We start from the raw sequence: 26,899 nt of genomic DNA, 5'->3' as shown, positions 1-26,899 counted from the left end.
TGGACCAGAACGGGTTCGAGGGCCGCATCGTCCCGGTGAACCCCAAGGGCGGCGAGATCCTGGGCCGCCCCTGCGTCAGCTCGGTCCGTGACATCGAGGGCGAGGTGGACGTCGCCCTGCTGGTGGTTCCGGCCGAACACAGCCTGGAGGGTCTGCGCGATTGCGCGGCGGCGGGGGTCGGCGCCGTGGTGGCGATCACATCCGGCTTCGCGGAATCCGGAGAGGCCGGGCGCGCCAACGAACTCGCCCTCCGGGACATTCTGCGCGACGCGCCCTTCCGGATGATCGGCCCGAATTGCGAGGGCGTCGTGTGTCCGCGGCACAAGCTGCAGATGACGTTCAGCCCGATGTTCAACGACATGCGGGACGGCCCCGTTGTGCTGATCTCCCAGTCCGGCGCCCTGTCCGGCATGATCGCGAACCGCCTGAGCCGCCGCGGCATCGGCTTCCGGGCGGTGGTGACCACCGGCAACGAGACCGACGTCACCGCGACCGACCTCCTGGAATGGTGCGCGGAGGACCCGGACGTGAAGGTGGTGCTCGCCTATCTGGAACAGGTGCGCGACCCGGAGCGGTTCGTGGCGGCGGCCCGGCGGCTGCGCCAGCAGGGCCGGAGCCTCGTGGTGCTCAAGGGCGGCCGCAGCCAGGCCGGCGGCGAGGCCGCGGCCTCCCATACCGGCGCACTCGCCGGAGACGACCGGGTCACCGCGGGCGTGTTCCGCGAACTCGGCATTGTGCGGGCGCGTGACAGCGCCGCCGCCATCGACGCCACCGCCGCGTTGTTCATGGGCAAGCCGTTGCACGGCTCCAGGGTCGCGGTGGTCTCGATCGCCGGCGGCTTCGGGGTCGAGATGACCGACCTCGCCGAGACCAGCGGCTTCGTGGTGCCGGAGCTTTCGGAGGGGACGCAGAGCGAGTTGCGGCGCCTCCTGCCCTTCTACGGGGCGACCCGGAACCCGGTCGATCTCACCGGCACGGCGGTCGCCAAATCGAGCATCATGCACGAGGCGCTGCAGGTGGTGCTGCGCGAGCCCGGGATCGACGCCCTCGTGGTCGTCGTCACCTTCTCGCAGGACCCGGCCTTTGCCGAGGCGATCATTGCGGCCAACCGGGCCAGCACCAAGCCGGTGATCGTGGTCTGGACCGGTGGAGCCGACCAGAATCCCGGCGCGACCGCGCTGCTGCTGGAGGCCGGCATTCCGACCTTCGACGCACCGGCCCGGGCCCTGACCGGCCTGTTGGCGCTCCGCAACACGGGGCTCGTGTCGTGAGCGGCCGCGAGATCCGCGCCCTCCTGGAGGGCTGGGCAGCCGCCGGCCGGCGCATTGTCCACGAGGCCGACACCAAGCGGGTGCTGGCCCTCGCCGGCATCGCCATTCCGGAGCCCTCCCCGGCAAGCGGACGCAGCGTCGTCAAGCTCGCCTCCGACCGCTTCCCGCACAAGACCGAGCACGGCCTCGTCCGCCTTGGCGTCGACGCGGCCGAGGCCGCCGCGATCGGCGCCGCCATGCTGAGCAAGGACCCGGCCGGAACGGTGCTGGTCGAGCGCATGGTGGAGGGCGTGGTCGCCGAGTGGATCGTCGGCTGCAAGCGCGACGCGACCTTCGGGCCCGTGGTGCTGGCGGGCCCGGGCGGCATCCTGGTCGAGATCATCGACGAGGCCGAGATCCGGCTCGCGCCGGCCGACCTCGCCGTGGCAGGCGCCATGCTGGACGGGCGGGTCTCCGGACAGTTGCTCGCCGGCGCGCGCGGCAAGCCAGCCGGCGACCGGGCTGCGCTCGCCACCCTGATCGCGCGCGTGTCGGCGCTCTACGCCGAACATGCCGACCTGATCCGCGAGATCGAGATCAACCCGGTCATGGTGCTGCCCACCGGCGTCGTCGCCGCGGACGCGCTGATGATCCTGCACGCCCCCGAAGGAGCCGAGCCATGATCGACAAGCCTTTCGGAGAGCTGGAGGCCGGCCAGCGCAAGACCTCGCGCGGTCGCACCGTGACCGAGACGGATGTGGTCAATTTCTGCATGCTGACCGGCAACTGGCTGGAAATCCACAGCAACGCCGAATTCGCGAAGCGGGCGATGTTTGGCCAGCGCATCGTGCAGGGCACGCTCGTCTTCTCGATCGTGAACGCGCTGCTGCCGTTCGACCCTGAGGTCGTGGAGGCCTTCTACGGCGTCGACGAGCTGCGCTTCCACAAGCCGACCCTGATCGGCGACACGCTCTGGGCGCAGAGCGAGGTGATCGGCCTCGAGGACCGCGGCGGCCGCTTCGGCGTCGCGACGTCCCGGCTCATCGGCTTCAACCAGCGCCGCGAGACGGTGATGAGCTGCCAGTTCAAGCTGCTCATCCGCAAGACCCGCCTCGCTGTCGAGCCGCCCTCGCCTGCCGAAACCAACGGAGTGACGTCATGAACTTTCTCGACGAGAGCCAGATCATGTGGCGCGACTCCGTCGACCGCATGATGACGGACACCATCACGCGGGAATACATCCGGCAATGCGACCAGGGCCGCGAGTATCCGTATGACGGATACGCCAAGCTGGCGGCGGCCGATTACATGCGCCTCCTGATCCCGGAGGAGAACGGCGGGCACGGCGGCACCATCTTCGATTACGCCCTGATGTGCGAAGGGCTCGGCAAGTACGGCTTCGACTTCGCGACCTGCGTGCTCGTGCCGACCTTCACGGCCATGAACATCGTGAAGTTCGGCTCCGAGGACCAGCAGGCCCGCTACCTCGAAGCCTTCATGTCGGGCCGGATCAGGTTCTCGATCTCGATCTCCGAGCCGAGCGCCGGCTCCGACGCGGCCTCGACCCGGACGCGCGCCTGGCGCGACGGGGATCACTACGTGATCAAGGGCCAGAAGCTGTGGTGCTCGGGCGCGGCGGCCCGCGATGTCGTCATCGCCATGCTGGTCCGCACCGATCCGGATGCGCCGAAGCACAAGGGCCTCTCGGTTCTGCTGGTGCCGAACGACACGCCCGGGCTGGAGATCCGCCGGCTGCCGACCCTGTCGCGCCGCGCCACGGGCACGACCGAGATCTTCATCGACGAGGCGCGCGTGCCCGTCAGCCAGTTGCTCGGACGCGAGGGACAGGGCTGGGAGATCATCACCGACCATCTCGAACTCGAGCGGATCGCCGTCGCGGCCGCCTATGTCGGCAATGCCCAGACGGCCGTCTCGGACGCGCTGGTCTATGCGCACGAGCGGGTGCAGTTCGACCGGCCGATCTTCGACTTCCAGGTGATCAAGCACATGCTGGCCGACATGCAGACGCATGTCGACGCCGCGCGCCTGCTCGTCTACCGGGCCGCCGAACTCGCCTCGCGCCACCAGCCCTGCTCGGGCGAGGTCGCCATGGCGAAGCTCTTCGCCTCGGAGACGCTGCAGACCGTTTCGCGCAACGGCATGCAGATTCTCGGCGGCCATTCCATGCTGCCCGAGGCCGACATGGAGCGCTACTTCCGCGAGGGCATGCAGAGCACGATCGGCGGCGGCACGTCGCAGATCCAGCGCAGCATCATCGCCAAGAGCATGACCGCCAAGGTCGCCCGCTCGTGATCGGATCCGCCAGCGAGCACGAGGACATCCGCGACTCCGTCCGGCGCCTGATCGAGCGGGACGTCCTGCCCGTGATGGGTGGGCACGAGCGCGAGGGCACCTTTCCGCACGGCGTCGTGCGGAGCATGGGCGAAGCGGGCCTGTTCGGGGCTGCCTTCCCGGAGGAGGTGAACGGCACGGGGCTCGGCTTCGGGGCCGTGGCGGTGATCGCCGAGGAGATCTCGCGGCAGCGCCCCGATCTCGGCGTGACCATGAACTCGCAGGCCATGACCTGCCCGCTCACCATCTGGAACTGGGGCACGGACGACCAGGTGCGGCGGTTCGTGCCCGACCTGATCGGCGGGCGCCGCATCGGCATGTTCGGGCTGAGCGAGTCGGGCGGCGGCTCCGACGCCTTCGGCTCCATGAAGACGGTCGCGGAGCGGCGCGGCGACCGCTACGTGCTGAACGGCTCCAAGATGTGGATCACCCTCGCCGACCAGTGCGAGGCGGGGCTGATCTTCGCCCGCACCTCGCGGGACGACGGCCATGCCGGCGTCAGCGCCTTCGTGATCGAACCGAAGACCCAGAAGGGCTACTCCACCCAGCCCATCGCCATGCCGGGCCTGTCCCCGGTGATCCGCTCCTGCGCGGTGTTTCTCGACGATGTCGAGGTGCCGGTCGAGAATCGGCTGGGCCAGGAGGGCGAGGGCTTCAAGGTCGCCATGGGGGCGCTCGATTACGGGCGGCTCAGCGTGGCCTCCCGGCTGGTCGGGGCGGCCCAGGCCTGTTTCGACCTCGCACGCGACTATGCCCGCACCCGCGTGGTCGGCGGGCAGGCAATCGGCCGCTACCAGATGGTGCAGCAGCAGCTCGCCGACATGGCGGTGGAGATCGAGGCGGCCCGCCTCCTCACCCGGCAGACCGCGGCCCTGATGGATGCCGGCGCGCCGGCGCGGCGCGCGGCCTCCTATGCCAAGTATTTTGCGGGCGCGGCGGCCAAGCGCGCGGCACAGGCGACGGCCGAGATCTTCGGCGGCTATGCGCTGGCGGCCGATTATCCGGTCGGCTTCTTCTCGGCGCATATCGCCATGCTGGCCACCGGCGAGGGCTCGCCCAACGTCCAGCGCGTGCTGATCGCCGAGGACGCGCTCGGCTGGAAGGACGCGAACCGGCATCCGCCGCGCCGTCGCCCGTCCACTCTGCGGAACGCAGTTCCGGAAAACGTTGACCGCTGAGGCCGTGACGCCTAGGCTTGGGACAGATCGGGCGGCCGCCTTGCCGCGCCGGCTTTTGGGGAGGCTGCGATGCCCGACACTGTAAGATTGGGCGCCGGCTCGGGCTTCTGGGGGGACGCCCTCGACCCGGCCCTGGAGGTGCTCCGCGAGGGCAATGTCGACTTCCTGTCGATGGATTACCTGGCGGAACTGACCATGGCGCTGCTGCAGCGCCAGCGCGGCAAGGACCCCAAGGCCGGCTACATCTCCGACCTGCCGGCCCATATGGCCGCGCTGCTGCCTCTCGCTCGCGAGAAGGGGGTCCGCATCGTCTGCAACGGCGGCGGGGCCAATCCGCGCGCCGGCGCAGCCCAGGTGGCCGAGGTGGCTCGCTCGCTCGGCCTCACCGGCACCAAGATCGCGCTGATCGAAGGCGACAACCTGATCGACCGCATCGACGAGCTGATGGATGCGGGCGTGCCGCTCACCAACCTCGACACGGGCGACACCGAGTTCAAGCGCATCCGCAACCGGGTGGTCGCGGCGAACGCCTATACGGACGCGTCCGGCATTCGGGAGGCGCTGGATCAGGGCGCCGACGTCGTGGTCGCCGGCCGTGTCTCCGACAACGCCCTCTATGTCGGGCCGCTGATGCACGCGCTCGACTGGGATTACGATCGCACCGACCCGAATTTAATCGCGGCCGGCATCACGATCGGCCACGTCATGGAATGCGCCTCGGCGGCGACGGGCGGCATGTCGTCCCGCTTCGCCGAGATGCCCAACATGGGCCGCGTCGGCTTCCCGATCGCCGAATTCAGCCGGGACGGCACCGCCGTGATCACCAAGGTGCCCGGGTCCGGCGGGCGCGTCGACGCCCACACGGTCAAGGAACACCTGGTCTATGAGGTCATGGACCCGGCGAGCTACATCATGCCGGACGGCGTCGCCGACTTCACGCGGCTGCGGCTCGACGAGATCGGCCCCGACCGCGTGCGGGTCAGCCAGATGGGCGGCCGTGGCCGCCCGGACATGCTGAAGCTGATCATCGGCTACGAGGACGGCTGGATCGGCGAAGGCATCATGTTCTTCCCCTGGCCGGACGCCCTGGGCCGGGCCGAGAAGGCCAAGATCACCATGCTGGAGCGCTTCGAGCGCCTCGGCCTCAAGGCGGACGAGGTCCAGTTCGACCTCGTGGGCGTGAACATGCTGCACGGCCCGGCGGCCGGCGTTCCGACCTACGACCCGAACGAGGTCGGCCTGCGGGTCGCGGTGCACACCGACACCAAGGCAGAGGCCGAGAAGGTCCGTCGCGCCTGCGCGCAGCTCTGGATCATGGGACCGGGCGGGACGTCCTTCGGGGCCCCCCTCAAGCCCCGCCCCGTGATCTCCGTGTGGCCGACCCTGGTGCCGCGCGACGCCGTGCGCCAGCGCGTCGAGATTCTGGAGGCCTGACATGCCGTTCCTGCACGAGATCGCCTACGTCCGTTCGGGCGACAAGAGCGACAGCGTCTCCGTCGGCGTCATCGCCCGCACGCCGGCCGACTACCCGGCCGTCCTCCGCACGGTCACGCCCGCGGCCGTGAAGGCCCTGTTCGGCGACTGGGTCCGGGGCGAGGTCGAGGTCTACCCGATGGACAACATCGAGGCCGTGATGGTCGTCATGCGCCGGGCGCTTGGGGGCGGCGCGACCCGCACCCTCCGCCTCGACCAGACCGGCAAGGCGCTGGGCAACGGCGTGCTGCGCCTCCCGGTCGTCGATGCTCCCGCCGCGGATGCGGCCTGACACGCCCACCCCCCTCCGCCGGCGCACCGCGCCGGCCAAGCCAGACCGAGATTGAGGACGACGTAATGCTGAGGAGAACCCTGCTTTCGCTCGCCGCCGCAGCAGCCCTGCTGCCGGGTGCGATGGCACAGGCGGAAACCTATCCGGCCCGCCCGATCCGCTTCACCGTGCCGTTCCCGGCCGGCAGCGCGACGGACAGCCTGGCCCGCTACATGGGTGAAAAGCTGTCCACCGAGCTGAAGCAGCCGGTCATCATCGAGAACAAGCCCGGCGCGAACGGCATCGTGGCCGTGAAAGATTTCGTGCGGCTGCCGCCGGACGGCTACAACGTGTTCATCGGGTCCAACACGACCCACGCGGCCAATCTCAGCCTGTATCGCGCCCTGCCCTACGATCCGGCGGGGGATTTCACGCCCGTCTCATGCCTGATGCGGATCCCGCTCGTCCTCGTGGTTCGGCCGACGCTGCCGGTGAACTCCGTGGCCGAGCTCGTCGCGCTGGCCAAGCAGAAGCCGGGCGACCTGACCTTCGGGGCGAGCAGCTCCTCGGCCCGGGCCGGGGCCGAATTGTTCAAGATGCGGACCGGAACCAACCTGCGGCACGTGCCCTACAAGGGCGCGCCGCAGATCATCAACGATCTCCTGGGCGGCCATGTCGACACCTTCGTGGCCGACGCCACGACGGCCATGGGTCAGGTCTCCTCCGGGGCCCTGCGGGCACTGGCCGTGACGACCGCGCAACGGGTGGAATCGTTCCCGGGCGTTCCGACCATGATGGAAGCGGGCGTGCCCGACTACGAGCTGATCGGCTGGTTCGCGGCCTTCCTGCCGGCCGGCGCGCCGCCCGAGCTGGTGCAGACGCTGAACCGCGCCTTCACGAGCGCCATCGCCGCGCCGGGCGCCAAGGAGTTCTTCGGCAAGGTCGGTGGCATTCCCCATGCCTGCGCCCCGCAGGAGCTCGCCGCCTTCCGGGCGAGCGAGACGGAGAAGTGGCGTGACGTCGTCGAGACCGCCGGGATCGAAAAGCAGTAAGCCGGACGGAGGCGGGCGGTGCCGACAGGCGCTGCCCGCGCTAGTAGGTGGCCCGTCCGCCTGAGACGTCGAACACGGCCCCGGTGCTGAACGAGCAGGCGTCCGAGCACAGCCAGAGCACCAGCTCGGCGACCTCCTCCACGGTGCCGAGCCGCCCGAGCGGGCTCTTGGCAATCATCGTCTCCACCAGCGGCCGGCTCATCTGCTTCAGGATGTCGGTCTCGACGGCGGCCGGCGCGACGCTGTTGACCCGGATGTCGGTATCGGCCAGCTCCTTGGCGAGCGACTTCGTGAAGGCGATCACGCCTGCCTTGGCGGCCGAATAGGCGGACAGGAAGGGCGTTCCTTCCTTGCCGGCCAGCGAGGCGATGTTGACGATGCGGCCGCGCCCGGCGGCCCGCATCACCGGTACCACCCGGCGCGACACCTCGAACACCGCCGTCAGGTTCACGTCGATGACGCGGCGCCACTGCGCCGGGTCGAAGGCCTCGACGGCGCAGGATCCGCCGGTCAGGCCGGCATTGTTGATCAGGATGTCGATGCGGCCGGTCGCGGCGAGGAGCTCCTCCAAAGCCCGACCGATCTGATCGGCCTGCGTGACGTCCACCTCGGCGTGGAGCACGCCCGCGAGGTCCCCCCGGGCCAGATCCCACACCGCCACCGTCGCGCCCGCCGCCTGCAGGCGGGCCGCCACGCCGCGGCCGATCCCGTTCGCGCCGCCCGTCACGATCGCGGTGCGGCCGGTGAAGTTGTAGCTGACCGACATGGTTTCCCCCGGGATGGCGGCGTTGGCCGTCCAAGCGGGGCCGTGCGGCCCCACGGTCGCGTCTGACCGACAGGAGGGCGCGAGGCAAGGCGCCTCGCCGGCTCAGGCGCGCCCCTCGCCTCCTCGGCCGCCTGCGGCGTCCACCCTGTGGACGCTCCGTGGACGGCCGAACCGGAACAGCTCTGCGCGTGCTATCCCGAGCGCTGCGGAACGGGGGGCACATGGGGCGACAGATCGAGCTGGGCACGGCCGGCAGCCAGCCGGCCGCGCTCGACCTTGTGGAGCTGCTGGCGACCCGCCTCCTGGTTCAGGGCAATTCGGGGTCTGGGAAATCGCACCTGCTGCGCCGCCTGCTGGAGCGCAGCGCCGGCCTCGTGCAGCAGGTCGTGATCGACCCCGAAGGCGACTTCGTGACCCTGGCCGAGCGGTTCGGCCATGTGGTGATCGAGGCCCAGGCGGACGAGGACGTGATGCGGGCCATCGCGGCGCGGGTGCGCGAGCACCGCGTCTCGGCCGTGCTGTCCCTCGACGAGCTCGACGTGGAAGGCCAGATGCGGGCCGCCGCCGCGTTTCTGAACGGGCTGTTCGAGGCCGACCGGTCGCTCTGGTACCCGGTGCTCGTGGTGGTGGACGAGGCGCAGCTCTTCGCGCCCGCCATTGCCGGCGAGGTGTCGGACGAGGCGCGCCGCCTGTCGCTGGGTGCGATGACCAACCTGATGTGCCGCGGCCGCAAGCGCGGCCTGGCCGGGGTGATCGCCACCCAGCGCCTGGCCAAGCTCGCCAAGAACGTGGCGGCGGAAGCCTCCAACTTTCTCATGGGCCGCACCTTTCTGGACATCGACATGGCGCGCGCCGCGGACCTGCTCGGGCTCGAGCGGCGCAGCGCGGAAGCGTTTCGCGATCTCACGCCGGGGCAGTTCGTGGCGCTCGGTCCGGCCCTGTCGCGGCGCCCTCTCACGGTCGAGATCGGCCCCACCGAAACGGGAAGCCGGGGCGCCGCCCCGGCCCTCGTGGCGCCGCCGCCGCCCAGCGCGGAGGTCCGGACGCTGGTGCTCGCACCCGTGCCGGCGGCCCGCTCGCCGCTGCAGGGGTCCGGTGCGCCGCGGCCCCGCCCGCGGCCGCCAGGCCAGGACGTGCTGGTGCAACTCGCCGCGTACCGGCCTCCGCCGCCCGCCGAGCCGGCCGATGCCGAGCCGGTGGATCCGGCCGAGCGCGAGGCGGCCATCGCCAGCGTGCTGGCCGAGGTTTTGGCCGACGCCGATGCGCTCACCTGCACGGCTGCGGTGCTGTATCAGGACTTCCTGGTCCGCTGCCGGGTCAGGCGGCTCGGCGGCGAGGCCATGACCCTGTCGGAGTTCCGCCGGCGGCTCGCCGTGGCGCGGGCCGAGGCCGGCGAGGAGGTGATGGACGGGCCGGGCTGGGAGCGCGCCCAGACCCTCGCCGCCCAGCTGCCGGACGACCTCGCCGGGCTGTTTCTGGTGGTGGCCCGGGCCGCGCTCGACGGCCTGCCCTGCCCGTCCGATGCGGCCCTCGCCCAGGCCTATGGCACCAGTTCCGGCGGCCGCGCCCGGCGTGTGATCGGCCATCTCGAGGAACGCGGGGCCATCGTCACCCGACGAGATTTCCGCGGGGCGCCCATCATCGCCATCCCGGAACTCGGGGTCGAAACACGGCCCGGTGAACCGGACATGGCCCGCACGGCCGCTCGGCATCGGGGCACCGCCTAGCCCGTCGCCGGGGCCGCCGCGTACTCATGCCGCCGGCGCCACCCGGCCGCTGGGCCCGGGGCGGGCCACGGCAGCCCATGAGTTTTGCTCATGCGGATCCGGCCTAGATTTCGTTTGCGCCGGGCGCCGCGGCTGCGGATGATCCGCGCTTGACGTCGCCCGCCGCGCGGTGCTGTGGGCGGCCCCCTATTTTCGCGACCGGACCCAGTTCCGGTTTTCGCGCCGCCGAGGACGAACATGAGTGCCAACATTGCGGGCCAGGACAGCGGCGCCAAGACGGTCGCCATTGGCGGCTTCGGGGCCATCGGCCAGAAGCTCGCCCGCGCGCTCGACGACGGATTGCCGGGGCTGCGCCTCGCCGCCGTCTCGGCCCGCAACACGGAGCGGGCCGCCGCCGTCGTGGCCGGGTTCAGGAGCCCGGTTCCGGTGGTGCCGCTGGCCGAGCTCGGCCGGCATGCGGACATCGTGGTCGAATGCGCGCCCGCGGAGGTGTTTCGCGAGCTCGCCGTGCCGGCTCTCGAGGCCGGCCGCACCCTGGTCGTGATCAGTGTCGGCGCCTTGCTGACCCACACCGACGTCGAAGACCTGGCGCGGCGCCACAACGGCCGCATCGTGGTGCCGAGCGGCGCGCTGCTCGGCCTCGACGCGGTGCGGGCGGCGGCCGAGGGCGAGATCAGAAGGGTCACCATGGTGACCCGCAAGCCGCCTGCCGGGCTCAAAGGGGCGCCCTACCTCGTTCGCAACAACATCGACGTGTCGGCGCTGTCCGAACCCCTCAAGGTGTTCGATGGCACGGCCCGCGAGGCCGTCGTGGGCTTCCCGGCCAACGTCAACGTGGCGGCGGCGCTGAGCCTCGCCGGCATCGGGCCCGACCGCACCACCATCGAAATCTGGGCTGTTCCCGGCCTCGACCGGAACCGTCACACCATCACGGTCGAAAGCGACAGCGCCGATTTCACCATGTCGATCGCCAACATCCCGAGCGACGAGAACCCCAAGACCGGCCGGATCACCGCGCTCAGCATCCTGGCGGCCCTGCGTCGCCTGACGAGCCCGGTCCAGATAGGGACGTGAGACGCCCGGCGAAGAGCCGCGCCTCGCCGACCAGCCAGTCGCGAAACAGGCGGATCAGCGGCTCGTCCAGGTCCCGCCGCCGGTAGAGAAGGTGATAGCCGCCGGCGCTCTCCACGGGCTGCGGCAGGGGCGCGACCAGCCGGCCCGCCTGGAGATCGTCGGCCACGAGCACATGCGGCACGCAGCCGACGCCCCTGCCCTGCAGCACCGCTTGCAGAACCATGAAGAAGTGGCCGTAGGAGACCCCTCCCCTCGGATCCACCCCGGCCGCCCCCGCCGCCCGGAGCCAATCGGCCCAGGCATGGGGGCGGGTGGCGTTGTGCAGCAGCACGTGGCCGGCGAGGTCGCCGGGTCGGCGCAGCGGCGGGCCGCGCTGGAGGAGAGCCTCCGTGCAGACCGGCACGAGGCGGTCGGGCAGGAGGGGATCGGCCGCGATTCCGCGCCAATCCTCGCACATCACGAGCTCGATCCGGGCCCGGTCCGCCTCCGCCCCGTCGGGGCCCGGCTGGCCGACCCGGATGGCGAGGTCGATCTCCGTGGCGAAATCGGCCGGCAGGATCGAGGTGATCAGCCGCACCTCGACATTGGGGTGCAGGGTGTTGAACTCCGCCAGGCGGGGAATGAGCCAGATCATGGCGAGGGTGGGCAGCACGGTGAGCGTGAGGACCCGGCGGTCCGACCGGGCCAGCAGCCGACGCGTGGCGCGCTCCAGCGTGTCGAGCGTCTCGCGAACGGTCTGGTGGTAGGCCTCGGCCTCGGGCGTGAGTTCGAGCCCGCGCTGGCGCCGGTGGAACAGGGGCGTGCCGAAATAGGTCTCGAGCGTCTTCACGTGCCGGCTGATGGCGCCTTGCGTGACGTTCAGCTCGTGCGAGGCTGACGTGAAGCTGAGATGCCGGGCGGCGGCTTCGAAGGCTTTCAGCGCGATGAGGGGAGGCAGCTGCCGGGCCACCGGCCACCCATGCCGCAATCCCCGACGCCCTGGCAAGCCGGCGCCGGAGCGCGGCGGCGCGGCGCCGGGGGCGTGGGCCCGGCGCCGTGGCGGTTCAGCTCAGCAGTTTGCGGGCGATGAGGTGGCGCTGGATTTCGCTCGTGCCGCCGCCGATCTGGGTGTTGCGGACGTAGCGGTAGAACAGCGTCAGGGGCAGTTCGAGCGACTCGCCCATGGCGCCGTGGATCTGGATGGCGTGGTCGAGCGTGCGGGTGCCCCAGTCGGAGGCGCACAGCTTGACCATGGCGGCCTCGTTGCGGACGTCCTGGCCCCGGTCGGCCCGGGCGGCGTTCTCGTAGACCAGCGCCCGCAGGGCCTGGATGTCGACATACATGTCGACCAGCTTCCACTGCACCGCTTGGCGTTCCGAGATCGGCTTGCCGAAGGTGACGCGCTGCTTGGCGTAGTCGACGCACATGTCCAGCGCGCGCTGCATCTTGCCCAGCGCATAGGGCCCGCGCATCAGCCGATCGTGGATGGTGAGCCAGGTCTGGCCGAGCGTGAAGCCCTTGCCGACCTCGCCCAGCACCGCCGCATCGCTGACCCGGCAATCGTCGAAATGCACGATGTACTGCGCGGCGCGCGGGCCGAGCCAGGTCCGGATGCCGGGCTGCTCCACCTTGAGGCCGGGATTGTCGCGGTCCACCAGGAACATGGTGATGCCGCCGCGCTGGCGCTTGGTGGAATCGGTCACGGCCTGGACAAGCAGGAAGTCGCTCTCCGCCGCCATCGAGATCCACATCTTGGTGCCGTTCAGCACCCAGTCGGAACCATCGCGAACAGCCCGGGTCTGCATCATGCCGCCCGGATCGGACCCGGCATTCGGCTCCGTCTGGGCAAAGCTCGTGGTCTTGTGACCCTCGATCACCGGCGTCAGGTACTTGTCGGCCTGCTCGCCTTTGCAATGGTAGAGGATGTTCGGCACGTTCGCGAACGGAAACGGCACCGCCGTATACATGAACTCTTCCATCACGGCGACGCGCGCCAGCATGGAGAGCCCGCTGCCGCCATGCGATTCCGGCACCAAGAGGTACCAGAAGCCGGTGTCGCGCGAGATCTTCACGAGCCGGTCGACCACCGCCTGCGAAAACACCGCCTTCAGCGACAGCACCTCCTTCAGCCCATAGGCGTGGCCCGTGCTGGCCAGAAACTCCTGCTCCAGCGGCAGCATCTCCTCGCGGACGATGCGGCGCGCCAGGTCCCGGTATTCGACGACATCCGGCGGCAGCTCGAAACTCGAACTCTGGCTCGTCTCGATCCCATAGCTCGGGGATGCGGACCCGCCCCCGGGCGGAACCGTCGTGTGATCGCTCATCATCGCTCCTATGCCGCCGCGCTCGCACGCACGGCGAAGAGATCCTGCGCCCGGGCCACCCCATCGAGGCCGGTCAGGCGCTCAAAGAGCGCGTCCGGATCCAGGGACGAGCCCGCGCTGTCGAGGCACGCCTTGAACTTCGCGAAGGTCTCGGCGGGTGTGAGGGGAACGCTTGCGGCGCCGCGGGCGGCGGTGATCTCGCCGCTGTCCACGACGCGCCCGTCCTTCAGGCGCAGTTCGACCTTGTCGAAGCGGCTGTGGCCGGTGACCGGGTCGCTTTCCACATCGGTGCGCGTGCGGACCCGGGGGAAGAAGGCCTGGATCTCCGGCCGGAGAACGAAGTCGTCACGGACCTCGGCCAGCCCGACGTTGCCGGCCGCAAAGGCCGAAGCCATCGCGAACTCGATGCTGAACTTGGCTTCCAGCTCCTCCTGGGGGCCGTGGTGGCGCAGGATGGTGGCGTTGCGGGCGCTCATCGCCACTTCGACATCGGCGATGTCGTCGAGGGTCAGGCCGTGCTTGCGGCGCAGGTCGAGGGCGCCGTCGATGGCCCGGTGCGTGCAGTAGCACATCGGGAACTTCTTCACGTTCAGCCCGGCCGACAGCATGCGCCAGGTGCGGCCGGCCTGGACCGGCGAGGTCAGGTCGATGCGGCCGGCCGGCGACACGGCCCCCAGAAACCCCTGCGGGTGTTCGAGCGCGTCCTCGGAGGCGCTCATTCCGGCGGCCGCGAGTTCGGCCGCGAACACGCCGGACCTGGCCGCGAGCCCGGCATGGAGCGGCTTCGTCATGGAGCCGAAATTCGACAGCAGCCCGGAGCTCTGGGACGCCCCGATCGCGATCGCCGTCGCGGTGGTGCGGGCGTCCAGCCCTCGCAGATGAGCGCAGGCCGCGGCCGCACCGATCGCCCCGAAGATGCCGGTGATGTGCCAGCCCTTGGTCGGGTGCTGGTCCGTTTCCCGGTAGATCAGCTCGGCCCAGGTCTCGTAGCCGGCCAGATAGGCCGTCACCATGCGGTCGCCGCTGCTGCCGAGTTCCTCGGCCACGGCCAGAATGGCCGGCACCAGCACGGCGCTCGGATGGCCCTTGAGGCCCGTGTCGTCGAAATCGAGCGCATGGGCGGCCGTGCCGTTGATCAGGGCCGCACTCCGGGGCACGGCGCGTTCGCCGCCGGGCCACAGCGTGGCCGCTCCCCCAGCCGGCCGCTCGACCGCGCGCACGATGGCGGCGGCATCCTGGCTGGCGCCGGCGATCATCACGCCCATGCAGTCGATGAAGCCGCCAATGGCGCGGGCTCGCGCCTCGGCCGGCGTCTTCGCGGCATCGAGTCCGGACGCAAAGGCGCCGAGTTCCTGGGTGAGACGAACCGCGCTCATGCGGCAGCCGCCCTTTGGGCCGCGGCCCGCAGCGCGGCGAGCGTTCCGCCGCGCATGACGGAGCCTGGCAACGGATGCCCGACGACCTCCTCGGCCAGGAGGGCGGAGGCGATCAGCTTCTGCAGGTCGACGCCGGTGGCGATCCCCATCTCGTCGCACATGAAGACGAGGTCCTCGGTGCAGACGTTTCCGGCCGCGCCGCGATGGCCGGCAAAGGGACAGCCGCCGAGCCCGGCGACGGAGGAATCGAAGGTCGTCACCCCCATCTCCAGCCCGGCATAGGCGTTGGCGATGCCCATGCCGCGCGTGTCGTGCAGATGCAGCGCCACGTCGAGGTTCGGATGGGCTTCGCGCACGGCCCCGACCAGCCGCTTCACGGAGGCGGGTGTGGCCCAGGCCATGGTGTCGGCCAGGGACACGAGCTTGATGGTGAACCCCTCCTCGCCCGCGGCCTCGATCAGGCTGCCGATCTGCCGGACCACGTGGGCGACCGGAACGTCGCCCTGGTAGTTGCAGCCGAAGGCCGCCCGGATGGAGGTCCGCTCCACCGGCACGCCGAGGCTCCGGTACATGCGGGCGATGCTGCGCTCGGCTTCGAGGTCCTGGGCCGCCGTGCGGTTCTGGTTGCGCTTCAGGAAGTATTCGGAGGCGGTGAGCGAGAGCGAGCCCTTGACGTCGAGCCGCCCGGTCGCGAGCGCCCGTTGCAGGCCCTTCTCGTTCAGCCACAGCGCGGTGTAGCGGACGCCGGGACGGCGGGTGAAGCCGGCCACCACCTCGTCCGCATCGGCCATGCCGGGCACGTTCTTGGGGTTCACGAAGGAGGCGACCTGGATCTGGTTCAGGCCCGTCTCGGACAGGCTGTCGATCAGCTCGATCTTGCGAGCGGTCGGGATCGGCCCGCGCTCGAACTGGAACCCCTCGCGGGGCCCCTCCTCGTTGATCTGGATCGCCTTGGGCAGGTCGGACATGGCGGCGGCTCCTCGGACAGGTCAGGCGGGGGCGCGGAACGGATAGGGCACGGGCGCCCCGCCGCGATGAGGCAGCGCCACAGTGGCGGTGCCGGGCGTGGATTCGGTTCCGGCCCCGTTGCGGATGCCGAGTTCGAGCTCGACGAGGCCATAGGGGCCGACGTCACGCGTGGCCTTGACCCGAGCCCAGACGGTCAGGGTCTCGTCGACCAGGTTCATGGCCCGGAACTGGAACCCGACCTTCCACACCCAGCCGGCCCGCCCCGCCCAATCCTTCAGGCATTGCAGAATGAATTGCTGCTTCAGGGAGCCGTTGATCAGGATGTCGGGAAGCTTGTCGTGCTCCTGCGCGAAGGTCCGGTCGTAGTGGATGCGGTGCCAGTTCTCCATGGCGGCGGACCAGCGCATCAGGTGCATGGTGCCGAGCGGCCCCTTGACCAGCGCGTCGACCTCCTGGCCGGCCTCCACGTCTTCGAAGACCAGCTGCCCGTGCGGAAGGGTCATCGCGGCTTCCTCCGGATCAGCGTGCGGCGGGCTCGCAAGAGAACCTCCCCGTCCGGGGTGGCGATTTCGGTCTCGGTGACCACAAGCACGATCGGCCCCTTGCTCGTATCCTTCTCGGTGATGTCGGCGTAGCGGGACCGCATGCGGATGGTTTCGCCGTGCCGCGCGTAGCGGAACAGCTCGACCTCGGTGCCGCCGTTCAGGATGGCCCAGCCGGCCAGCGGCGCGATCTCCGGCAGGCCGCGCGTGACGCTGCTTCCCTGACCGATGCCGTCGAACTCGGGGTCGCCGGCGTGGATCCGCAACGGGTCCGGCGCGCCGAGCGGGCGCCGGAACATCATCATCGGATAGAGCGGGGGTGCGACGGGACCGCCGAAGCGGTCCTCGCCCTGCGGCCCGAAGGCCGGATCCTCGTCCATGATGGCCTGGGCGAAGCGGCGCACGGCCCCGGCCTCGACCCGGTCGCAGGCCGTCTCCCAGTCCGATTGCACGCCGATATACTTGCGAAGTTCCTCGATCATCTTGCCGTCACCAATTGGGTCGCCGCTTCTCGTTGAAGGCGTTCAGGCCTTCCTGGGCGTCATCGGTCTCGATGATGTTGCAGATCGTCTCGACCACGTTCTCGATGGCGCGGCGGTACTCGAAGTCGTTCGCCCGCATGAAGGAGTCCCGGGCGAGCTGCATGACCAGGGGCGATTTGGACGCGAAGTCGCGCGCCAGCTTGCGGGCCTCGTCCATCACCTGCCCGGGCGGGACCACGCGGTTCAGGATGCCGCGCGAACAGGCCTCGGCCGCACTGATCGGCTTGCCGCTGAACAGGAGCTCGAAGGCCTTGTGGCGCCCGATCTGCCGCGGCAGGTGCACGAAATGCATCGCCGGGATCACGCCGACATCGATCTCCGGATAGGCGAGCGAGGCCGTCTCGCTGGCGATCAGCACGTCGCAGGACACCGCCAGTGTGACACCGGCGGCGCGCGCCGGCCCGGTCAGCGCCGCGATGGTCGGCTTGCCCATCCGGTACTGCAGGTCGTGCATCTCGAAATACAGCTTCTCGAGATAACGCCGCAGATCGAGCCCGCGGGCGTTGCGGATCATGGCGAGGTCCATCCCGGCGCTGAACGCATTCTCGAACGCGCTGGTCAGGATGATGGCCCGCACGCCGGGATCGGCCTTGGCCGTCCGGTAGGCCTCGTTGATGTCCTCAATCAGCGCGTGGTCGATCGCGTTGACCGGCTCACGCCGCATCGTGATCTCGGCGACGCGGTCGCGGACCTCGTAATCGAGGTGGCGGAAGTTCGGGGCCGTCATCCTGCGGCTCCCCTCACGGCGGGGGTCGCGTCCCGCCTGAGCTCCGCCAGAATGGCCGGGCCGTCACTGCCGAGAGCTCCCATCGGGGTCCGCAGCACCGGAGGCGTGCCCTTGAGGCGAAGCGGGCTCGCGACCAGGGGCCACTCCTCGCCGTCCGGCGCGCGCCCGTAATACAGAAGCCCGCGCTCGCGGGTCTGGTCGGAATGCAGCATCTCCTGCGCGGTCAGGACGGGCGCGGCGCGCCGACCCTGCCGGGCCAGAGCCTCGGCCAGCTCGGCGCGCGACATCTCGCCGGCGCGCTCCGGCGCCATGCCGATGGCAGCCGGGACGTCCTCGCCCGACACCGTCTCGACCATGACGAAGCCGTCCCGGGCGGCCACGACGGCGGGACGCGGGGCGGCCTCGTCGCCATTCCAGAGCGGCATGGTGAGCCAGGAGCCGACATCCTGCATGGACAGGTCGATCGCCTGGCCGAGGCCGGTGCGGTCCCGCGCTTCGAGCGCGCCCAGGACGGCGACCACCGCCATCTCGGCGCCCATGATGTCGGCCGATGAGATGCCGGACTTGACCGGCACATCGCCGGCCCGCGTCAGGTCCATGAAGCCTGACATGGCCTGGATCACGGTGTCGTAGGCGGGCCTCGCGGCGTAGATGGTGTCGGCCCCGAAGCCGGAGACCGGGCAGTAGACGATGCGCGGGTTGACCCGGGCGATCTCCGCAGCCGAGCAGCCGCGTTTGGCGAGCGCCCCGGGCTTCAGGTTCTCGATCAGCACGTCGGAGCGGGCGATCAGCTCCTTCAGGGTGGCGACGCCGTCCGCCGTCTCCAGGTCGAGGACCAGCGTGCGCTTGTCGGCGTTGGTGTAGACGAAGAAGTAGCCGGTGCCGTTCTTGACCGGGGCCCAGTCGCGCACCGCCTCGCCGGTCGCGGGCTCGATCTTGATGACGTCGGCGCCGAGATTGGCCAGGTGCCGGGCGCTGAGCGGTGCCGTCGTGTAATGGCCGATCTCGAGAACCCGGATGCCAGAGAGCGGCAGGGCACCTGCCCGGGCGGCGCTGCTGAGCGGCGCGAACCGGGGCTCATCGAGCAGGCGGGCGACGGCCGCCCGGTCCTGGTCGGGCTCCGGGATGCGGTCCGGCGACACGGCCGGGGTTCCGCTCATCCGCAAGGGTGAGGCGGGAACGAAGATCGGCGCCGAGCCGCCGGGGCCGGGAACGCGCAGCACCGCCTTGCGGTGTTCCAGATTGGCCTCGCGCGGATACCCGTCAACCGGCGTGACCGGCCCGCAGGGAATGCCGACGCGCCCGAGCACCTCGATGGAGCGGGCGATGCTGCCCGCGCCGATCCAGCCCTGGAGGATGCCGTCCACCTCGCGATGCCGGGCGACGCGATCGGCCACCCGCAAGTAGCGCGGATCCTGGGCCAGCTCGGGACGTCCCACGACCTCGCAGATGCGGCTCCATTGCATGTCGCTCGCGGCGCAGACGAGCACCCAGCCGTCCTGCGCCTGGAAGACGTTCCAGGGCGAGGCCATGGCATGGCGGTTGCCGACCCGGCCGACGCTGGCGCCGCTGCCATCGAGAAGACGGGGCAGGAAGGTCGCCATGGACGCGAAGGCGCAGTCATAGAGCGACATGTCGATCGCCTGACCGCTGCCCCCCAGGCGCCGGACCCGCCAGGCGCTGAGGCACGCGGCAGCGGCATAGACGCCGGTCATGAACTCGACGATCGGCAGCCGGATCGGCGCTGGCGGCCCATCGGCCATCCCGGTGGTGTCGATGATGCCGGACAGCGCCTGGATCTGAGCGTCGGAGAAAGCGAGGCCGGCCATGGGCCCGCTGTCGCCGAAGGCGGTGACATCGCACTCGACCCGCCCGGCCGCTCCGGGCCAGGCCCCGGGCCGCCGGCCGGGATCCAGGTCGCTCGACAGCAGGACGATGTCGCTGCGGGCCACAAGCCGGTCGAGCATGTCCGCGTCCGCCCGGACGCTCAGCTTGCCGGCGATCATCTGGTCGCGGTGGCGGAACTTGCCCCCGCCGTCGGCCGCGAGCCCTTCGGGCACGATCACGGTGGCGCCCAGATGGGCGAGGAGCGAGCCGCACACGGCCGCGCCGATGCGAGCCCCAGGTTCGACAACGACCACGCCGGCCAGGGGAAGGGACCGGGTCACGCGGCGCCTCGTCGGTTGAGCAAGGGTACGGGGTTGGACGGTCGGAGCGAGTACATCATGCACAATGGCAGGCCGAAGCGCCCTGCCCCTAAGCTGTGTTCTCCTCGGATCCGGAGGCCGCCCCGAGGTATCCTTTCGTCAGGATAGGATACCAAATTGCATGAAAAATTGGGCTGCGCAATGGAACCCGTGGCTGTATGACAGGGCGTCGACGGCCGGTCGATCGCGCGGCCTGCCTTGGGTCGGGAGCAACGTGGCAATGGAAATCAGCACACGGAGCGCCGGCCCCGGAAGCCCGGCCCGGCACACCCTCCGGGGGCACGGCCCACGCATCACGGAGTCGTGCTGGATGCAGAACGCCGGCCCGGGGCGCTTTGCGTGGCAGCCATTTGCATCGTACGACACTGCGGTGCGCAGGAGAGCATCGTAGTGGCCGCAGAACGTCCTCTTGGGAGCCGGCCGGCCCGCAGCCCGATCGGCGCGGGCAAGAAGCCGCCGGCCGCCGAGCAGCCCAAGCTCGAATGGCAGGCGATCTGGGATATCGTCGAGGCTGCTGGGGCGGAGAGTCGCGAAACGGCGCCGAGCCGGAACTCCGCAACCTACAGCAGCATCAAGCGGATGATCCTGGCCGGGCAGCTCGGGCCGGGCCGCAAGCTCGTCCACGAGGAACTGGCCGAGGCCCTGAAGGTGTCCCGCACCCCGGTGCGCGAGGCGCTGGAGCGGCTGTACCAGGAGGGATTCGTGACGCGGCTGCCGCGCCGCGGCTTCTACGTGACCGGCATCACGCGCGACGAGGCCTATGGCCTGTACGGCGCCCGGGAAGCCCTGGAGCTGTTCGCCCTGCAGGTGACGCTCGAGCGCGGGCCCTTGTCGCGCACCGCCCTCAACACGCTGGTCGCCTCCGCCCGGCGCTATGAGGAGTTCATCAACGCCCAGGTGCTCACCGAGCGCATCCTGGCCGACATGCTGTTCCACTTGAAGTTGGCCGAGCTGTCCGGCAACCGCTACGTGGTCCGCATCCTGGCCCAGACCTTCGAGCGGCTGGCGCTGAAGCGCCGCCACGAAGGCTACCGCTACGACCGCAGCAAGCTCGCCGCCACCGAGCATACCCGCCTGCTCGAGATGCTGGCCGCGCACGACAAGCGCGGCGCGCTCACCGTTCTTCGCAAGCACATCCTGTCCGCCCGCGACGCGCTGCTGTCGCAGCTCTACGAACTGCCCCACGTCTCCTTCGACGTGCTCTGAGCCGTCCTGCGGGGCAGCCCGGCCGCGCCGCCCGGCCAGCCCCGGGCAGACCCCGCCGCGCCGTGCCGATGGCCGCGCTCGGCCCTTGTTGCATCCGGAATTGCATGTAAAGCGACGAGGCAAGGGCGCGGCACGTCGCCGTGGCCGAAGCCGCAGCGGGAGGACGGGTTGATTCGGGCAATTCAGATTGAGCGGCATTGCGGGCCCGAGGACCTGGTGCTGAGCGAGATCCCGTCCCGGCCGGTCGGGCCCGGAGAGGTGCGCCTTCGCGTGCGCTCGGCCGCCGTGAACTTCGCCGATTCCCTGATGATCTCGAACCAGTACCAGCATAAGCCGCCGCTGCCGCTGATCCCCGGCATGGAGGCCGGCTGCGAGGTGCTGGAGGTCGGCCCCGGCGTCGACCACCTCGCCCCCGGCGACCGCGCCGTCGGTTACGCGCGCTTCGGCTATTTCACCGAGGAGGCCGTCATGCCGGCCGACCACGTGTTCCGGATGCCGGCCGGGATGTCCTTCGACGAGGCGGCCGCGTTCCCGATCTCCTACGGCACGGCCCATGTCGGCCTCGAATACCGGGCCCGGCTCCGGCCCGGCGAGGTGCTGCTCGTCACCGGCGCGGCTGGCGGGGTCGGGATCGCGGCCGTGGAGGTCGGCAAGGCGCTCGGCGCCACGGTCATCGCGAGCGCCAGCACGCCGGAGAAGCAGGAACTGGCCCGCAAGCACGGCGCCGATCACGTGATCGATTCGCGTGGCGACGTCGTGGCGGCGATCCGGGACCTGACCGGCGGCGTCGATGTGGTGTTCGATCCGGTCGGCGGCGACGCCTTCCGGTCGGCCTTGAAGTGCATTCGCTTCGAGGGCCGCATCCTGGTGGTCGGCTTCGCGGGCGGCGAGCGCCAGACGGTGCCCGCCAACCATGTGCTGGTGAAGAATTGCGACATCATCGGCCTGTCCTGGAGCTTCTACCGGGAGAGGAAGCTCTCGATCGACAAGCGCGCCTTCGCCGATCTCTGCCGGATGTACGAGGCCGGCCAGGTGCGGCCGCCGGTCACCGAAACCTATCCCCTGGCGGAGGCCGGACGGGCGCTGCGCCGGTTGCTCGACCGGGCCGCGATGGGCAAGGTCGTTCTGCACACGTGAGCCACGTCACGCTTTCAAGTGACGGGTCGGGAGGGCCAGATGTTATCTACCTCTAACGTCATGGGACCGAATCGCTTCCGGGAGTCGTTCGGGCGCTACTACGAAGAATTCGAGATCGGGCACATCTACGAGCACCGGCCGAGGCGCACGATCACGCAGCAGGACAACATCTGGTTTACGCTGCTGACCATGAACACGCACCCGCTCCACTTCGACGAGGAGTACGGCAAGCACACCGAGTTCGGGCAGTGCCTGGTGGCGTCGCCCCTCACCGTGGCGATCATTGTCGGCATGACCGTGACCGATGTGAGCCAGAAGGCGATCGCCAATCTCGGCTGGAAGGAGATCAGGCTGCCGCATCCGGTCTTCGCCGGCGACACGCTGTCCAGCGAAACCGAGGTGACAGGCAAGCGCGAGTCGAAATCGCGCCCGACGGCCGGGGTGGTCGATGTGCGGACCCGCGGATTCAATCAGCACAAGAAGCTGGTCTGCGAATTCGACCGCACCATGCTGATCCCGAAGCGCGGACACGCGGTCGAGGACATCGCCGATTACTGAGATGCGCGCCGTGCCGGGCGGGTCGTCCCTCGGGCCGGCGCTCTCGGCCCGGTCAGGCAACGGCGAGGATGTGCGCCCGGAGCGGCTGGATCAGCACGTAAGCGCCCTCGGGCGTGCGCACCGCCTCGGCCGCAAAGGCGCGCTCGATCTCGGCGCGCCGCTCGCGAATGACGCGGTCGCGGCTCTGATCGGCCGCCGCCGCCCGCTCCAGGAACTGCTCGATGCCGGCGAACGGATCGCTCCGGTCCCATTCGAGGCTGCGGCGGAGCGCAAACACGCCCTCGGCCACGACGGCGGCGATGGCCTGCTGCGCCGCATCCCGCACGGCCGTCTCGTCCTCGATGGCCAGGAACGCCCGGAAGAAGCTGCCCTGTGTCAGCGGCTCGACCACGACGACCGGGCCGCCGCGGCCGACGACGCGGGCGGCGCTCCGCAGCGCCTCTTCCATCGGGCCGATGTGGTGCAGCGAATTGAGAAAGACCGCACCGGCGAAGCTGCCGTCCGGGAAGGGCAGCCGCTCCGCAGCCGCCACGCAGACCCGCGCCGCCGGCGCCCGCCGGGCGGCCTCGGCCACGGCGGCCCCGCTCGGGTCGATCCCAACCGCCTGCAGCCCGGCCCGAGCCAGCGCCCGCACCAGCGCGCCGCCGCCGCAGCCGATGTCCAGCACCGGGCGCGAGCCCGTGTCGCCGAACGCCTCGAGGGTGACCGAGAGGGAATCCATCCGTGTCGTTTGGCCCGCCTTGGCCCCGCTGACAATCCGCACCCGACATTCAAGGGAGTTCACACGTGACCGCACCCGCCCCAACTCTGCGCACCATTGATCCGGCACAAGAAGAGCAACTCTTCGCGACCATCGATCGCTGGATCGAGAAGGATATTCGCCCGTCCGTCAAGCATTTCGACCACGAGAACACCTATCCGGACGCTTTCGTCGAGCAGATGAAAGAATTCGGCCTGTTCGGCGCCACCATCTCGGAGGAATACGGCGGGCTCGGCCTGCCGGCGACCACCTATGCGGAGATCGTGATGCGGATTTCCAGCGTCTGGATGGCGCTGACCGGCATCTTCAACTCGCACCTGATCATGGCGGCGGCGATCGAGCGGTTCGGCACGCCGGGCCAGAAGGAGACGTGGCTGCCGAAGCTCGCCACCGGCGAGGTTCGGGGCGGGCTGGCGCTGACCGAACCCGATGCCGGGACCGATCTCCAGGGCATCCGCATGACGGCCCGGCGCGACGGCAACGATTACGTCATCAACGGCACGAAGACCTGGATCTCGAACGGCATCAAGGGCTCCGTGGTCGCGCTCCTGGTCAAGACCGATCCGCAGGCGGATCCGCGCTACAAGGGCATGAGCCTGTTCATCGCCCCGAAGGGCCCCGGCTTCCGGGTCGGCCGCCAGCTCGAGAAGCTCGGCTACAAATGCATCGATTCCGCGGAGCTGATCTTCGAGGATTACCGCATCCCGGCCGAGAACTTGATCGGCGGCGTGGAAGGCCAGGGCTTCCACCAGGCCACCGGCGGGCTCGAGCTCGGCCGCATCAACGTGGCGGCCCGGGGCGTCGGCATCGCGGAAGGCGCGCTGCAGCTCGCCACCAGCTACGCCCAGATCCGCAAGACCTTCGGCAAGCGCATCTGCGACCACCAGGCGATCCAGCTCAAGCTCGGCGAGATGGTGACCCGGGCCAGGGCGGCGCGGCTCCTGACGCTGGACGCCGCGCGGACCTATGACCGGGGCGAGCGCTGCGACCTGGAGGCCGGGATGGCCAAGTTCTTCTCCTCCGAGGCCGCGCTCGAGAACTCGATCGAGTCGATGCGGATCCACGGCGCCTATGGCTATTCCAAGGAATACGACATCGAGCGGCTCTACCGCGACGCGCCGCTGACCTGCATCGGCGAAGGCACCAACGAGATGCAGCGCATGATCATCTCGCGGCAATGGGTGAAGAGGAACCCGGCGTGACCGCGTCTTCGTCCCGCCCCGCGCACCAGGACGGCAGCCGATGAAACTGGAAGGATTGCGGGTCGTCGACCTCTCGGTCTTCCTGCCCGGACCGTATCTCAGCCTCGCCTTTGCCGATCATGGGGCGGAGGTGATCAAGGTGGAACAGCCCGGCGAGGGCGATCCGGGCCGCCATATCGGCCTGAGCGACGGGCCCAGCACGGTGTTCTTCCGCAACCTGAACCGCGGCAAGAAGAGCGTGGTGCTGGACCTGAAGACCAGCCGCGACCGGGAGAGGCTGCTGGAACTGGCCGACACGGCCGACGTGTTCATCGAGGCGTTCAGGCCGGGCGTCGTGGCGCGGCTCGGCGTGGATTACGCGACGCTGAGCGCCCGCAACCCGCGGCTCGTCTATTGCTCCATCAGCGCCTTCGGGCAGGACGGGCCCTATCGGCTGCGGCCGGCGCACGATCTCGCCGTGGAGGCCCTGGGGGGCGCGCTGTCGATCAATCTCGGGGCGGACGACCGGCCCGCCATGCCGGGGATCGTGGCGGCTGACATGCTGGCCTCGCTGCAGGCGCTGTCCGGCGTGCTGATGGCGCTGCTTCGGCGCGAGCGCACCGGCCGGGGCGACTACCTCGACATCGCCATGCACGACGCCACCCTGGCGGCGGTCCCGAACGGCCTCGGCCCGACCTTCACGGAGGGCCGCCAGCCGGTGCCGAAGGAGGAGCGCTCCTGGGGTGGCTCGGCCTTCTACCGGCTGTATGAGACGCAGGACGGGCGCCACCTCGCGCTCGGCGGCCAGGAGATCAAGTTCGTCCGCAATCTCCTGAACGCGCTCGGGCGGCCGGATTTCGTGCCGCTCTGCGAGCAGGGGCCGGGGCCGCACCAGCGGCCACTGATGGCCTATCTTGAGGGTGTGTTCCGGGAGAAGCCGCTCAGCCACTGGATCGAGTGGTTCAAGCCGCTCGATGTCTGCTTCGCCCCGGTCAACACGCTGCCGGAGGCGCTCGACGACGAGCATGCCGCCTTCAGGGAGATGGTTCTGACGGGCCCGGACGGGCGGCGCCACATCGCGCCGGCGATCCGCTTCCAGGACGAGCCGGCCCGCCCGGTGCTGCGCGAACCCGGGCTCGGCGAGCACAACGGCGAGTTCTTCCCCGATCCGCCGGGCCGCTAGCCTTCAGCCGGCAAACCGTCCAAGAGCCTGCCGGCATCGTGGCCGGCCGGCCCGGGCGGCGCGCCGATCGGCAGCGGGCCCCGGCCGAACCGGTGCGGCGCGGAGAGGACCGGCACCGTCGCATCGGCGCCGGTCGGGACGGCTTGAACCAGGCCGCGCCGCCGCACCGCCTCGTGCGCCAGGGCCTCGCCCGGTTCCAGCACGGCCAGCGCCTCGATGCCGGCCGCGGCCAACCTCGCGACGACGCCCTCCCGGGCAAGCTCCCCTGCCCCGGAGAGAACGGCGGCGACCGCCTCGCTCTCGGCCCGGGCCACGACCCATCCATCCGCGGCCGGCACCGTCGACCAGGGCGCGAGGGCGGGGTCGCCGTCCGGCCAGGCCAGTTCCAGCATCCAGCCGAGGACGTCCTCCATGGCGAGGTCGACATCCTGGCCCTCGCCGGTGCTGTCGCGCTGGCGCAGCGCGGCCAGGATCAGCAGCGGCGCCGCATGGGCGGCTGCCTGGTCGGCGATGGAGATTCCGACCCGCTGCGGCCGCTCCCCGGCGCCCACGAGCCACATGAGCCCGGCCTCGGCCTGCACCACGCTGTCGAGGGCCGGCCGGGCCCCGGCATCGCGGCCGAAGCCGGACACGGAGGCATAGACGAGCCGGGGCGCGACCCGGCGGAGATCGGCCGGGCCGAGCCCGAGCTTGCCGAGAGCGCCGGGGCGCAGGTTCTCGAGCAGCACGTCCGACGTGCGGACCAGGGCGATGAAGCGGGCCCGGTCCTCCGGCGCCTTGAGGTCCAGCACGACCGACGCCTTGCCGGCGTTGCAATTGACGAAATAGCCGCCGTGCCCGCCGAAGCGGGGCGGCCACGAGCGCGTGACCTCGCCGCCGGGGGACTCGACCTTGATCACCTCGGCCCCGAGATCGGCCAGATAGCGCCCGGCCAGGGGCCCGGCCGTGTAGGGCCCGACCTCCACCACCCGCACCCCTTCGAGCGGACGGGAGGGGCCGGCGCTTGCGGCGGCGGGGCGCGGCCCGAGACGGGCGAGCAGCGCCTCGGCCGCGAGCGGCCCCTCC

Annotated in this window: 26 protein-coding genes; 15 read left to right on the top strand and 11 right to left on the bottom strand. The window is 70.4% G+C overall.

The annotated features are described in order from the left end of the window. The 8 genes from JWR86_RS14825 to JWR86_RS14790 all read left to right on the top strand — a co-directional run. A partial coding sequence (locus tag JWR86_RS14825) for a CoA-binding protein (RefSeq protein WP_299566980.1) occupies window positions 1-1,271 on the top strand: 1,271 nt, incomplete at its 5' end. Next, window positions 1,268-1,933: an acetate--CoA ligase family protein gene (locus JWR86_RS14820; protein WP_299566978.1), complete on the top strand. Its 666-nt coding sequence runs from the start codon at window positions 1,268-1,270 to the stop codon at window positions 1,931-1,933. The genes JWR86_RS14825 and JWR86_RS14820, both read left to right, overlap by 4 nt. Then, window positions 1,930-2,412, top strand: a complete 483-nt coding sequence (locus JWR86_RS14815) for a MaoC/PaaZ C-terminal domain-containing protein (RefSeq protein WP_299566976.1) — start codon at window positions 1,930-1,932, stop codon at window positions 2,410-2,412. The genes JWR86_RS14820 and JWR86_RS14815 overlap by 4 nt, the downstream gene beginning before the upstream one ends. Then, entirely contained in the window at window positions 2,409-3,563 is a 1,155-nt protein-coding gene (locus tag JWR86_RS14810) for an acyl-CoA dehydrogenase family protein (protein WP_299566974.1), read from the top strand. Before JWR86_RS14815 ends, JWR86_RS14810 begins: the two co-directional genes overlap by 4 nt. Further along, window positions 3,560-4,780 (top strand): acyl-CoA dehydrogenase family protein, encoded by a 1,221-nt coding sequence (locus JWR86_RS14805; RefSeq protein WP_299566972.1) that lies wholly within the window; start codon window positions 3,560-3,562, stop codon window positions 4,778-4,780. Before JWR86_RS14810 ends, JWR86_RS14805 begins: the two co-directional genes overlap by 4 nt. 69 nt (window positions 4,781-4,849) lie before the next feature. Next, complete coding sequence (locus JWR86_RS14800; protein WP_299566970.1) at window positions 4,850-6,214, top strand: acyclic terpene utilization AtuA family protein; 1,365 nt, start codon at window positions 4,850-4,852, stop codon at window positions 6,212-6,214. 1 nt (window position 6,215) lies between these two features. Next, window positions 6,216-6,545, top strand: a complete 330-nt coding sequence (locus JWR86_RS14795) for a hypothetical protein (protein ID WP_299566968.1) — start codon at window positions 6,216-6,218, stop codon at window positions 6,543-6,545. A gap of 65 nt (window positions 6,546-6,610) precedes the next feature. Continuing rightward, the gene (locus tag JWR86_RS14790; protein ID WP_299566966.1) at window positions 6,611-7,576 is read left to right on the top strand and encodes a tripartite tricarboxylate transporter substrate binding protein; all 966 of its coding nucleotides are present in this window, start codon (window positions 6,611-6,613) and stop codon (window positions 7,574-7,576) included. 40 nt (window positions 7,577-7,616) lie between these two features. Here JWR86_RS14790 and JWR86_RS14785 read toward each other — a convergent pair whose 3' ends face one another. Continuing rightward, window positions 7,617-8,342: an SDR family NAD(P)-dependent oxidoreductase gene (locus JWR86_RS14785; protein ID WP_299566964.1), complete on the bottom strand. Its 726-nt coding sequence runs from the start codon at window positions 8,340-8,342 to the stop codon at window positions 7,617-7,619. Between the two features lie 221 nt (window positions 8,343-8,563). Here JWR86_RS14785 and JWR86_RS14780 point away from each other — a divergent pair, with 221 nt between their 5' ends. Beyond that, window positions 8,564-10,069: an ATP-binding protein gene (locus JWR86_RS14780; RefSeq protein ID WP_299566962.1), complete on the top strand. Its 1,506-nt coding sequence runs from the start codon at window positions 8,564-8,566 to the stop codon at window positions 10,067-10,069. A gap of 237 nt (window positions 10,070-10,306) precedes the next feature. Continuing rightward, window positions 10,307-11,143, top strand: coding sequence for an aspartate dehydrogenase (locus tag JWR86_RS14775; RefSeq protein WP_299566960.1), 837 nt, complete (start codon window positions 10,307-10,309; stop codon window positions 11,141-11,143). Here JWR86_RS14775 and gcvA read toward each other — a convergent pair. The 8 genes from gcvA to JWR86_RS14735 all read right to left on the bottom strand — a co-directional run bounded on the left by gcvA (window position 11,088) and on the right by JWR86_RS14735 (window position 19,770). Then, entirely contained in the window at window positions 11,088-12,092 is a 1,005-nt protein-coding gene (gcvA, locus tag JWR86_RS14770) for a transcriptional regulator GcvA (protein ID WP_299566958.1), read from the bottom strand. The genes JWR86_RS14775 and gcvA overlap by 56 nt on opposite strands. 94 nt (window positions 12,093-12,186) lie before the next feature. Continuing rightward, window positions 12,187-13,446, bottom strand: a complete 1,260-nt coding sequence (locus JWR86_RS14765) for an acyl-CoA dehydrogenase family protein (protein WP_299566956.1) — start codon at window positions 13,444-13,446, stop codon at window positions 12,187-12,189. Between the two features lie 8 nt (window positions 13,447-13,454). Next, a complete protein-coding gene (locus JWR86_RS14760; protein ID WP_299566954.1) occupies window positions 13,455-14,822 on the bottom strand; it encodes an MmgE/PrpD family protein in 1,368 nt (455 codons plus the stop codon). Continuing rightward, on the bottom strand, window positions 14,819-15,790 hold the full coding sequence (locus JWR86_RS14755; protein WP_299566953.1) for a hydroxymethylglutaryl-CoA lyase: 972 nt from the start codon (window positions 15,788-15,790) through the stop codon (window positions 14,819-14,821). Before JWR86_RS14755 ends, JWR86_RS14760 begins: the two co-directional genes overlap by 4 nt. Window positions 15,791-15,811: 21 nt before the next feature. Then, entirely contained in the window at window positions 15,812-16,294 is a 483-nt protein-coding gene (locus JWR86_RS14750) for an acyl dehydratase (protein ID WP_299566952.1), read from the bottom strand. Next, window positions 16,291-16,815 carry a MaoC family dehydratase N-terminal domain-containing protein gene (locus JWR86_RS14745; protein ID WP_299566950.1) on the bottom strand — a complete coding sequence of 175 codons (525 nt, stop codon included), beginning with the start codon at window positions 16,813-16,815 and terminating at the stop codon, window positions 16,291-16,293. The genes JWR86_RS14750 and JWR86_RS14745 overlap by 4 nt, the downstream gene beginning before the upstream one ends. Before the next feature lie 7 nt (window positions 16,816-16,822). After that, a complete protein-coding gene (locus JWR86_RS14740; RefSeq protein ID WP_299566948.1) occupies window positions 16,823-17,602 on the bottom strand; it encodes an enoyl-CoA hydratase/isomerase family protein in 780 nt (259 codons plus the stop codon). Continuing rightward, a complete protein-coding gene (locus tag JWR86_RS14735) occupies window positions 17,599-19,770 on the bottom strand; it encodes a CoA transferase (protein WP_299566945.1) in 2,172 nt (723 codons plus the stop codon). The genes JWR86_RS14740 and JWR86_RS14735 overlap by 4 nt, the downstream gene beginning before the upstream one ends. A 429-nt stretch (window positions 19,771-20,199) precedes the next feature. Here JWR86_RS14735 and JWR86_RS14730 point away from each other — a divergent pair, with 429 nt between their 5' ends. From JWR86_RS14730 to JWR86_RS14720, 3 genes are all read left to right on the top strand, one after another. Further along, complete coding sequence (locus tag JWR86_RS14730; protein ID WP_299566943.1) at window positions 20,200-21,015, top strand: GntR family transcriptional regulator; 816 nt, start codon at window positions 20,200-20,202, stop codon at window positions 21,013-21,015. A 168-nt stretch (window positions 21,016-21,183) separates the two neighbouring features. Beyond that, on the top strand, window positions 21,184-22,152 hold the full coding sequence (locus tag JWR86_RS14725; protein ID WP_299566941.1) for an NADPH:quinone oxidoreductase family protein: 969 nt from the start codon (window positions 21,184-21,186) through the stop codon (window positions 22,150-22,152). A gap of 39 nt (window positions 22,153-22,191) precedes the next feature. Further along, the gene (locus tag JWR86_RS14720; protein ID WP_299566939.1) at window positions 22,192-22,710 is read left to right on the top strand and encodes a MaoC family dehydratase; all 519 of its coding nucleotides are present in this window, start codon (window positions 22,192-22,194) and stop codon (window positions 22,708-22,710) included. Between the two features lie 52 nt (window positions 22,711-22,762). Here JWR86_RS14720 and JWR86_RS14715 read toward each other — a convergent pair whose 3' ends face one another. Beyond that, on the bottom strand, window positions 22,763-23,431 hold the full coding sequence (locus JWR86_RS14715; RefSeq protein WP_299566937.1) for a class I SAM-dependent methyltransferase: 669 nt from the start codon (window positions 23,429-23,431) through the stop codon (window positions 22,763-22,765). A 65-nt stretch (window positions 23,432-23,496) separates the two neighbouring features. Here JWR86_RS14715 and JWR86_RS14710 point away from each other — a divergent pair, with 65 nt between their 5' ends. Both JWR86_RS14710 and JWR86_RS14705 read left to right on the top strand, forming a co-directional pair. Next, window positions 23,497-24,672: an acyl-CoA dehydrogenase family protein gene (locus JWR86_RS14710; protein WP_299566935.1), complete on the top strand. Its 1,176-nt coding sequence runs from the start codon at window positions 23,497-23,499 to the stop codon at window positions 24,670-24,672. A 40-nt stretch (window positions 24,673-24,712) separates the two neighbouring features. Beyond that, a complete protein-coding gene (locus tag JWR86_RS14705; protein ID WP_299566933.1) occupies window positions 24,713-25,834 on the top strand; it encodes a CaiB/BaiF CoA-transferase family protein in 1,122 nt (373 codons plus the stop codon). On the opposite strand, the gene JWR86_RS14700 is transcribed toward JWR86_RS14705, so the two are convergent. Then, window positions 25,831-26,899: CoA transferase (locus JWR86_RS14700; protein WP_299566931.1), on the bottom strand; the 1,069-nt coding region annotated here is incomplete at its 5' end. The two genes, JWR86_RS14705 and JWR86_RS14700, sit on opposite strands and share 4 nt — an antisense overlap.

The sequence above is a fragment of the Enterovirga sp. genome, from assembly GCF_028290205.1.
In the GTDB taxonomy this organism is placed as follows: domain Bacteria; phylum Pseudomonadota; class Alphaproteobacteria; order Rhizobiales; family Beijerinckiaceae; genus Enterovirga.
This window is presented reverse-complemented; position numbering and strand designations above follow the sequence as displayed.